General features: G+C 40.3%; 10 protein-coding genes. All 10 read left to right on the forward strand.

What is annotated here, in order from left to right:
• The first annotated feature begins 98 nt into the window (after positions 1–98).
• The 10 genes from xseA to ACYTR8_RS05870 all read left to right on the forward strand — a co-directional run bounded on the left by xseA (position 99) and on the right by ACYTR8_RS05870 (position 9,044).
• On the forward strand, positions 99–1,439 hold the full coding sequence (xseA, locus tag ACYTR8_RS05825; RefSeq protein ID WP_479641836.1) for an exodeoxyribonuclease VII large subunit: 1,341 nt from the start codon (positions 99–101) through the stop codon (positions 1,437–1,439).
• Positions 1,417–1,632 carry an exodeoxyribonuclease VII small subunit gene (locus ACYTR8_RS05830; RefSeq protein WP_002983901.1) on the forward strand — a complete coding sequence of 72 codons (216 nt, stop codon included), beginning with the start codon at positions 1,417–1,419 and terminating at the stop codon, positions 1,630–1,632. The genes xseA and ACYTR8_RS05830 overlap by 23 nt, the downstream gene beginning before the upstream one ends.
• Entirely contained in the window at positions 1,632–2,504 is an 873-nt protein-coding gene (locus tag ACYTR8_RS05835) for a polyprenyl synthetase family protein (RefSeq protein WP_479641837.1), read from the forward strand. The genes ACYTR8_RS05830 and ACYTR8_RS05835 overlap by 1 nt, the downstream gene beginning before the upstream one ends.
• Positions 2,497–3,324, forward strand: a complete 828-nt coding sequence (locus ACYTR8_RS05840) for a TlyA family RNA methyltransferase (protein ID WP_111717060.1) — start codon at positions 2,497–2,499, stop codon at positions 3,322–3,324. Before ACYTR8_RS05835 ends, ACYTR8_RS05840 begins: the two co-directional genes overlap by 8 nt.
• Positions 3,311–3,781: an arginine repressor gene (locus ACYTR8_RS05845; RefSeq protein ID WP_111717058.1), complete on the forward strand. Its 471-nt coding sequence runs from the start codon at positions 3,311–3,313 to the stop codon at positions 3,779–3,781. The genes ACYTR8_RS05840 and ACYTR8_RS05845 overlap by 14 nt, the downstream gene beginning before the upstream one ends.
• A gap of 18 nt (positions 3,782–3,799) precedes the next feature.
• Positions 3,800–5,461 carry a DNA repair protein RecN gene (gene recN / locus ACYTR8_RS05850; protein WP_111717056.1) on the forward strand — a complete coding sequence of 554 codons (1,662 nt, stop codon included), beginning with the start codon at positions 3,800–3,802 and terminating at the stop codon, positions 5,459–5,461.
• Between the two features lie 206 nt (positions 5,462–5,667).
• Positions 5,668–6,564, forward strand: coding sequence for an LPXTG cell wall anchor domain-containing protein (locus ACYTR8_RS05855; protein ID WP_479641838.1), 897 nt, complete (start codon positions 5,668–5,670; stop codon positions 6,562–6,564).
• A 240-nt stretch (positions 6,565–6,804) separates the two neighbouring features.
• On the forward strand, positions 6,805–7,644 hold the full coding sequence (locus ACYTR8_RS05860; protein WP_100249543.1) for a DegV family protein: 840 nt from the start codon (positions 6,805–6,807) through the stop codon (positions 7,642–7,644).
• Positions 7,637–8,479, forward strand: a complete 843-nt coding sequence (locus tag ACYTR8_RS05865; protein ID WP_479641839.1) for an SGNH/GDSL hydrolase family protein — start codon at positions 7,637–7,639, stop codon at positions 8,477–8,479. The genes ACYTR8_RS05860 and ACYTR8_RS05865 overlap by 8 nt, the downstream gene beginning before the upstream one ends.
• On the forward strand, positions 8,457–9,044 hold the full coding sequence (locus ACYTR8_RS05870; protein WP_111717050.1) for a YpmS family protein: 588 nt from the start codon (positions 8,457–8,459) through the stop codon (positions 9,042–9,044). Before ACYTR8_RS05865 ends, ACYTR8_RS05870 begins: the two co-directional genes overlap by 23 nt.
• Positions 9,045–9,181: the final 137 nt, after the last annotated feature.

A 9,181-nucleotide genomic window follows, 5' to 3' on the forward strand; every position in this document is an offset into this window, starting at 1 on the left:
TTTCTGGTTTTCTGCTCACTATTTATTCAGAAAAATGGTATAATTGCATTAGTATGCAAAGGGACTATGTCAGGTCCAACTATGTGAAAGGTGGCTTGATGGCAGATTATTTAACCGTCACTCATTTGACGAAATATTTAAAATTAAAATTTGACCGTGACCCTTATTTGGAACGGGTTTATCTGACTGGTCAAGTGTCCAATTTTCGAAAACGACCGACTCATCAATATTTTTCCTTAAAAGATGAAAGTGCTGTGATTCAAGCCACCATGTGGGCAGGAGTCTATAAAAAACTAGGATTTGACCTAGAAGAAGGCATGAAAATTAATGTGATTGGGCGAGTCCAACTTTATGAACCGAGTGGTTCCTATTCTATCGTGATTGAAAAGGCAGAGCCAGACGGCATAGGTGCCTTGGCTTTGCAGTTTGAACAATTAAAGAAGAAATTAACTGCAGCAGGTTATTTTGAGCAAAAACACAAGCAGCCCTTACCACAGTTTGTGTCAAAAATTGGGGTCATTACAAGTCCAAGTGGCGCTGTGATTCGAGATATTATCACAACTGTTTCACGGCGTTTTCCAGGGGTTGAGATTTTATTATTCCCAACTAAAGTACAAGGTGATGGAGCTGCCCAAGAAGTAGTGGCGAATATTCGAAGAGCCAACCAAAGAGAGGATTTGGACTTGCTCATTGTTGGTCGTGGAGGTGGCTCGATAGAAGACCTTTGGGCTTTCAACGAGGAAATAGTGGTTCAGGCTATCTTTGAATCGAAACTTCCAGTGATTTCGAGTGTGGGTCATGAAACTGATACAACCCTGGCGGATTTTGTGGCAGATCGCAGAGCAGCCACACCAACAGCAGCAGCAGAGTTAGCAACGCCTATTACAAAAACAGATCTTATGTCTTGGATAGTAGAGCGGCAAAATCGTTCCTATCAGGCCTGCATGAGGCGGATTAAGCAACGGCAAGAGTGGGTGAATAAACTATCACAATCTGTTATTTTTAGGCAACCAGAACGATTATACGATGCCTACTTGCAAAAAATTGATCGCCTTAGCATGACCCTGATGAATACTATGAAAGATCGTCTGAGCTCCGCCAAAGAAAACAAGGTTCAGTTGGATCATGCCTTGGCTAATAGTCAATTACAGACAAAAATCGAGCGGTACCAAGACCGTGTTGCTACCGCTAAGCGTTTACTGATGGCTAATATGACAAATCAGTACGATAGCCAGCTGGCCCGATTTGAAAAAGCACAGGATGCTTTGCTATCACTGGACACTGGCCGAATTATTGCGCGTGGTTATGCGTTGATTGAAAAAAATCAAGAACTGGTAGCCTCTGTAAGTCAGATAACAAAGGGTGATCAGTTAACCATTAAGATGCGTGATGGACAATTAGATGTAGAGGTAAAAGATGTCAAAAACGAAAACATTTGAAGAAAATTTACAAGATTTAGAGACTATTGTGAACAAACTTGAAAATGGGGATGTCCCATTGGAAGAAGCTATTTCAGAATTTCAAAAAGGAATGCTTCTCTCAAAAGAACTTCAAAAGACCTTACAAGCGGCAGAAAAAACACTCGTCAAAGTGATGCAAGCTGATGGCACAGAAGTAGATATGGATGATTAATGGACAAATTAGCTAGAATTGACGAAGCCATTCGTCGCTACTATAAGCCGACTAGTAACGGTGTATCTGAAGAGTTGATTGATGCCATCTTGTATTCTGTTGACAGTGGTGGCAAGCGCATTCGCCCACTTATCTTATTAGAGATGATTGAGGGATTTGGGGTATCGTTACAGAAAGCTCATTTTGATTTGGCTGCAGCTCTTGAAATGATTCATACAGGAAGTCTGATTCACGATGATTTGCCAGCCATGGATAACGATGATTACCGACGTGGCAGACTGACCAATCACAAACAATTTGGAGAAGCCACGGCCATTTTGGCGGGAGACAGCTTATTTTTAGACCCCTTTGGGTTAATAGCTCAAGCTGAATTAAATAGTGAGGTTAAAGTAGCCTTAATCCAAGAACTTTCCCTAGCTTCAGGAACTTTTGGCATGGTTGGTGGTCAGATGCTAGATATGAAAGGGGAAAATCAAGCTTTAAGTCTCCCTCAGTTGTCACTGATTCACCTCAATAAAACCGGAAAATTATTAGCTTTTCCTTTTAAAGCAGCAGCTCTTGTAACAGAACAGGCTATTACTGTTCGTCAACAACTAGAGCAGGCGGGAATGCTCATCGGGCACGCCTTTCAGATTAGGGATGATATTTTAGACGTGACAGCTAGCTTTGAAGATCTTGGAAAAACGCCTAAAAAGGACTTATTCGCAGAAAAAGCTACTTACCCAAGTTTACTGGGGTTAGAAGCCTCTTACCAACTGTTGACAGAGAGTTTAGATCAGGCTTTGACGATTTTTCAGACACTAGAAAGCGATGTAGGCTTTAAGCCTCAAACGATTACAAAACTGATAGAAGGGTTACGACTTAATGCCTAAAGAAAGAGTAGATGTGTTAGCCTATAAGCAAGGATTATTTGAGACCAGAGAGCAAGCTAAGCGCGGTGTTATGGCAGGGTTAGTGGTCTCTGTGATTAATGGCCAACGCTATGACAAGCCAGGTGACAAAATTGACGATGGGACTGAGTTAAAACTTAAAGGCGAAAAACTCAAATACGTCAGTCGTGGTGGATTAAAACTAGAAAAGGGGCTGCATGTTTTTGGTGTATCGGTTGCTAATCAAATTGGGATTGATATTGGCGCTTCAACAGGTGGCTTTACGGATGTTATGTTACAAGATGGGGCCAAGTTAGTCTATGCCGTCGACGTTGGGACCAATCAGTTGGTATGGAAACTCAGACAAGATCCACGAGTGAGAAGTATGGAACAGTATAACTTTCGTTATGCTCAGCTAGAGGACTTTAGTGAGGGACAGCCTGTATTTGCCAGTATTGATGTGTCTTTCATTTCCCTCAGCTTGATTTTGCCAGCCCTGCATAACGTTTTATCAGATCAGGGACAGGTTATTGCTCTCATTAAACCGCAATTTGAAGCTGGGCGCGAGCAGATTGGTAAAAAAGGCATCGTCAAAGACAAACAGATTCATGAAAAAGTGATTCAAAAGGTCATGGATTTTGCCTTAAATTACGGATTTACAGTTAAGGGTCTTGATTTTTCCCCTATTCAGGGTGGTCATGGCAATATCGAATTTTTAGCTCATCTTGTTAAGTCACAGACACCTGAAACGTTAGCCCCACATCTGATTCAGGAAGTTGTTGCCAAGGCACATAAGGAGTTTGAGAAACATGAAAAAGAGTGAACGACTTGAATTAATCAAAAAAATGGTTTTGACGCATCCAATTGAGACGCAACATGACCTCTTAAGATTGTTGGCAGAGCATGGGTTAGAATTGACCCAGGCTACTATTTCAAGAGACATGAATGAAATTGGCATTGTTAAAATTCCTTCTGGCAGTGGTCGCTATGTCTACGGCCTCTCTCAAGATAGTCGTAAAAAGATAATCCAAGGACCACGTTCTATTAAAAGTACCATTTTGGCTATTTCGGACCCGACAGCAGGACTTGAGCAACATCTTTATTTAAAAGTAGTTCCTGGAAATAGCAAACTCATAAAACGTTACTTGTTAACTGATTTTCCAGAAGCTATTTTTAGTCTTATTGCAGATGATGACAGTTTACTTTTGATTGCTAAATCAGCAGCAGATGCCGATAAGATTCGTCAGGAAGTCTTGCTCTGGATGCAGGGGCAAACTTAGAATAACAGGGAGAAAGTGATGCTATTAGAAATTTCCATTAAAAATTTTGCCATTATTGAGGAAATCTCTCTGAATTTTGAAAATGGCATGACAGTTTTGACGGGTGAAACAGGAGCTGGAAAGTCCATTATTATTGATGCCATGAATATGATGCTTGGTGCGCGTGCTAGTACAGAAGTGATTCGCCACGGCGCTAATAAGGCAGAAATTGAAGGCTTTTTTTCCGTAGATGCCAATCCGGCACTGGTTGCATGTTTAGAAGCCTCTGGAATTGCAATGGAAGAAGATTTGGTAATCCGCCGAGATATTTTTGCCAATGGCAGAAGCGTGAGCCGCATTAACGGTCAGATGGTTAACTTAGCGACCTTAAAAGAGGTCGGGCAGTTTTTGGTAGATATTCATGGGCAACATGACCAAGAAGAATTAATGAGACCACAGCTTCACCAGCAAATTTTGGATGCTTTTGGTGATAAGGCTTTTGAGCAATTGAAAGAGAACTATCAGCTTATTTTTGATCGTTATAAAAGCTTGCGTCGACAGGTTATTGATAAACAAAAAAATGAAAAAGAACATAAAGATCGTATCGACATGTTGGCTTTTCAGATAGCGGAGATTGAAACTGCAGCTTTGAACCGAGGAGAGGATGAGCGACTAGGTCAAGAACGTGATCGTTTGTTAAATCATAAGAAAATTGCTGATACCCTGACCAATGCTTATGTCATGCTAGATAATGAAGATTTTTCAAGCCTATCCAATATTCGCTCTAGCATGAATGACTTGCTATCAATTGAGCAGTTTGATTCTGAGTACAAAGGGATGTCGACTTCGATTTCTGAAGCCTATTATATTCTTGAAGAAGTGAGCAAGCAATTATCAGATACCATTGACCAACTGGATTTTGATGGTGGGCGATTACAGGAAATTGAATTTCGCTTGGATACACTCAATAGCTTAACCCGTAAATACGGTGGCGATGTGAATGATGTGCTTGACTACTACGATAATATCGTCAAAGAATACCAGCTATTAACAGGCGATGAGTTGTCTTCAGGGGACCTAGAGGCAGAATTGAAAAGCTTAGAAAAACAATTGGTTACTGCTGCTTCGGAGTTAAGTGTCTCTCGCCATCAATTGGCGGAGCAATTAGAAACTGATATCAAAGCTGAACTTAAGGAACTTTATATGGAAAAAGCAGACTTCAAAGTTCACTTTGCCACATCAAAATTCAATCGTGATGGTAATGAAAGCTTGGAATTTTACATCTCCACCAATCCAGGTGAAGGATTCAAGCCCCTTGTCAAGGTGGCTTCGGGCGGCGAATTATCACGCTTGATGTTGGCTATCAAAGCAGCTATCTCTAAAAAAGAAGATAAAACGAGTATTGTTTTTGATGAAGTAGATACAGGTGTTTCTGGTCGAGTTGCTCAAGCCATTGCCCAAAAGATTTATAAAATTGGGCGACATGGGCAAGTTCTTGCTATTTCACACTTACCTCAAGTCATTGCCATCGCTGATTACCAGTATTTTATTTCTAAAGAGAGTAAAGAAGAGTCCACTGTTTCGAAGGTAAGGTTGTTAACTTCTGAAGAACGTGTGGAAGAAATTGCCAGAATGCTTGCTGGTGCAGACATGACAGAAGCTGCTCTCACTCAGGCTCGTGAATTACTGGCCAAACATTAATAAACAGAAAAAACTGTGACTATTCAATAGAATAGTCTTTTGATGAGAAAGAGAAACCGTCAGATTAGCCTGTTGTTAGATTCTGGAGCCTTAGCGCTCTGATGCCATCTAGCAGGACGTTGGGCGGTTTCTTTTTGCTCAACTGTCTTGACAAACCCCTGATAAATAGTAGAATATATAAGAGAATTTTAAGCTAGGAGACATACATGTCTAATAAAAAATTATATTTCGCAAGCATTATGGTATTGGCTGTCCTAAGTTGCAGTTTTTCAACAGTGAGAGCAACTCAACAGTCAAGTAAGGAAGTGAAAGTAGACCATCAAATAACTACTGACCAAGACACATCCACCTCTGCGAAATCCGTGCCTCAAGAGCAGTCTGAAGCAAAACAGGAAATACCAGATTTTCCTTTAGCAGATGATTTTGAGGATGATCTTGAAGAGGATGAGGGTCACTACTTTGAAAGAGAGGGTGAGCCATCCGCTGAAGATGAAGGGTTAGATAAGCCTAGTTTAGCAGAAACCTCTGCTGGTGAAGCTGATACGCCTATGTTGATGAACGCTATCGCTGTTAGTCTTCCGGTTCTTGATGATCAGGAAAATAGTGATAAACCGACACCACACGTGAGAACAGCCCCAAGCCCAGCTCTGCGTTATATGGTAGCAAAGCGTCAATTGCTTGAAAAAATGGAAGCTTTGAATGCAGCGACTACAAAATTAGCGTCTTTAGTGTCTAAAAAGTCTGATTTAACAACTCAGGTGTATTCTCATGGTGAAGTGTTTGGCGAAGTTTTAGCAGCCCACTATGAAAAGAAAAAGGTCGAACAAACTATTGATAGGAAAAGAGGAACTAGTCAGCAAACGAATCAACCAAGCGTTATTATTGATGAGTTAGGACGCATTATTTCTTATATTGGGGATAACAGAAAAGATGTTCCCGTGCCCTATAACCGAAAAATTAGCTTCCTAGTGCGCAAGGAGAAGAAAGATTTGCCAGTAACAGGAGATCAATCGTGGACCACTCTGCCTTGGTTCGGGATGACTTGCCTAGGTTTTGCAACTCTTCTGGTGATTAAAAAAACTGAGCCCTCATCAATTGACTGATAAGGCAGGTCTGAGAAGATAAGACATGGATAACACAACACAGGAGTCAGACCATTTAGATGAGGCTCCTGTTTTATATTGATTTAAAACTCATGACGTCATCATACTTTAAAAACAAAACAGCTGGTTTGTTAACTTCTCAGTTAATAAATACTCAGAAGATGCGTGACTAATTTTGATTTATTTGCCAAGGAGTGATAAAATAAGGAGACGAGAAACTAGTCTAGAATGGAAAAATACATGGGAACTATTAAAATTGTTGCAGATTCATCAATGACCATTGAACCAGAATTAGTTAAGGCCTTGGACATTACCGTAGTGCCTCTATCCGTTATGATTGATAGCAAATTATATTCTGATAATGACTTGAAAGAAGAAGGTTACTTTTTGAGCCTAATGAAGGCTAGCAAGTCTCTTCCCAAAACGAGTCAACCTCCAGTTGGTCTTTTTGCTGAAACTTATGAGAAGCTTGTTAAAGAAGGAGCAACCGACATTGTTGCTATCCACCTGTCCCCAGCTTTATCAGGAACTATCGAAGCATCACGCCAAGGAGCAGAAATTGCTGAAGCGCCAGTAACGGTTTTAGATTCTGGATTCACAGACCAAGCCTTGAAATTCCAAGTTGTTGCAGCAGCAAAGTTGGCACAAGCGGGTGCAAGTCTAGAAGATATTTTGGCTGCGGTTCAAGATATTAAGTCAAAAACAGAACTCTATATTGGGGTTTCAACGTTAGAAAACCTTGTCAAAGGGGGCCGAATCGGCCGTGTAACGGGAGTTCTTAGCTCGCTTCTAAATGTTAGGGTGTTGATGGAACTTAAAAATGATGAACTCAAAACTCTTGTCAAAGGGAGAGGAAATAAAACCTTTACCAAATGGTTAGATGGCTATCTGGCTGATAACAGTCACCGTCCGATTGCTGAAGTAGCCATTTCTTATGCTGGAGAAGCTGATCTTGCTTTAATGCTAAAAGAAAAAATTGCAGCTCACTACACAGGACTTATTACGGTTTTAGAAACTGGCTCTATTATCCAGACGCATACGGGTGAGGGAGCCTTTGCGGTTATGGTTCGTTATGAATAATCGTCGATTTCTTAACGGTCTCCTTTTCTTTCTGGTCAGTTTAGGCCTGGCGTTCGTAATGCTCAATTTTCTCATCCCTAAGTCAGATTCACGATTGAAAAAAAGTGATTTTCTAAAAAATGAGCAAATGGATATCCATTACGTTGCCATAGGAGATTCCTTGACTGAAGGCGTGGGAGACTTGACCAACCAAGGCGGTTTTGTTCCCTTATTAGCAAGTGATATGGGAGATTATCTAAAAGCTAACGTGAGCCCTCAAAATTATGGCGTATCTGGGAACACCAGCCAGCAAATCCTTGATCGAATGACCCAAGAAAAAGACATTCGAAAAGCTTTAAAAAAAGCTGATGTGATGACTTTAACAGTTGGTGGTAATGATGTTATGGCCGTTATTCGAAACAATTTAGCTGACTTACAAGTGTCCAGTTTTAAGAAACCAGCTCGTCAGTATCAAGAGCGGTTGCGGAAGATTATTGATTTAGCAAGAAAAGATAATAATGAACTACCCATTTTTGTTTTGGGGATTTATAATCCTTTCTACTTGAATTTTCCAGAATTAACGGATATGCAAAAGGTTATTGACGATTGGAACGATAAAACTAAGGACGTTCTTGATGATTACAAGCATGTTTATTTTGTTCCTATCAATGACCTCTTATATAAGGGGGTTAATGGCCAAGAGGGGATTGTTCAATCGTCAGGAGACCAAACCACAATTGTTAACGATGCCTTGTTTACGGGAGACCATTTTCACCCCAATAATACTGGTTATCAAATCATGTCAGACGCAGTAATGGAGAAAATCAGAAAACATGGAAAAGAAATCACCCCTTAACTGGTGGAAATGGGGCTTCTTGCTTTTGTTGGCTTTCAATGTCGCCTTTTTATTAGTTATTGGAAGTCGTCTTATTCAAGTGAGAGAGCCTGAGTCAGATTTAATTGCTCAAAAAGCCACTAAAAATGTTAAAGTCGGTACGTTTACCACAAGCAGAGAACAACTGAATGAAACGGTGGCCAGCTACCTCAAGGACTATCAGTCTGAAAAGATGCATTACAAATTCTACGCCACCTCTTCATCCATTTTATTCGAAGGAACCTACCAACTTCTAGGATATGAAGTCCCTTTATACATCTACTTTCAACCTCATCGTTTAGATAATGGAGCTGTTCAGCTACAGGTGATTTCTTTTTCAGTAGGAACCTTGCCTCTACCTGAAAAAGATGTTCTGCAATATTTGAAGTCAAGCTACAAGTTGCCGAAGTTTGTGAAAGTGATGCCACAACAATCAGCTATTGTGGTCAATTTGCAAGAGGTTAAAAACGATGCGAGAGTCTATTTGAAGGCCAAGAAAATTGATTTGTTTAAGGATGAAATCAGCTTCGATATTTACAAGAAATAAGGCCAAATAACCACGCCAAACGCATGAAGAAACTTTTGTTTTCAGAAAACTAGATTCATAATGACAAAATCAATCAAAGTAGTACACTATAGATGAGGTGACTACGATGATTGATTTTATTATTGCTATTGATAATT

Source organism: Streptococcus sp. F2, from assembly GCF_056500955.1.